The organism is Bacillus sp. 05T31 (assembly GCF_056396725.1).
On the sequence record NZ_JBFTMA010001162.1, the window covers coordinates 1 to 782 of the forward strand.

1 protein-coding gene and 1 pseudogene are annotated in these 782 nt (G+C 32.9%); both read right to left on the bottom strand.

The genetic code is table 11. The annotated features are described in order from the left end of the window. Positions 1-198: pseudogene (locus AC1DJR_RS32100) on the bottom strand (GNAT family N-acetyltransferase); the annotation flags it as partial. 369 nt (positions 199-567) lie between these two features. After that, positions 568-782 (bottom strand): DUF1361 domain-containing protein (locus AC1DJR_RS32105; protein WP_477004480.1); only part of this gene is annotated, 215 nt, incomplete at its 5' end.

Here is a 782-nt window from a genome sequence, read left to right on the forward strand (position 1 = left end):
GCCATACATTGCATATCCAATCGGCGTATTACTATCGTAAAGTCCTACTGAAACAGCATTTTCTTTATATTTCGTATCTGTTTCAATTAAACAATTCGCAACTGTGCTTTCAATAAATTCATGCTGTTCCTCTGTTACTTTTAAATTAGCAATTTCATGCCGATTTTCTTTCGTTATTTTGCAAATATGCAGTTTCATTATCCCTCTCTCTTTCTAACTTTTCGTTCTCATTATACCGTACCAATCAAAATATTAATGCTGGCGATGCAAGAAATCCGAAGCACGAAAATAAAAACATGTATTGCATAAGTACAAGAAAGTATATTTTCCTCCATAACTTCCTTTCCTTCGGATTCAGCTTTTCAAAACAATCACCTGACCGTTTTTCTAATATAATAATTTGATATATGTACACATTAAGTCCAAACGGTAAAAGGAAACTAAGCCCTCCCCACCACCAAGACTTTTCATACTTATACAGAAGGATCGCTATATAGACTTGTGAGATAAAAAGAAATAGAGCAATCGCTATAAGTACTATCGTTAACATTACAATATTTTTATCGATTATAATCCCCTCCTTTTTACATCTACAAATAACCACCAAACCGTACATTGTAAAAGCGTCAGCCATATAATGAAAAGTACCGAAGATCCATTCATTGCATATACAAACTGTCTTACTAAAGATAATGGCTCTGTAAATAAATGAATCGAATGGAAACGTAGAAATCTCCCAATAAATATCCCGATACTAGAAAGCAATATAAAAACAAAGAGAA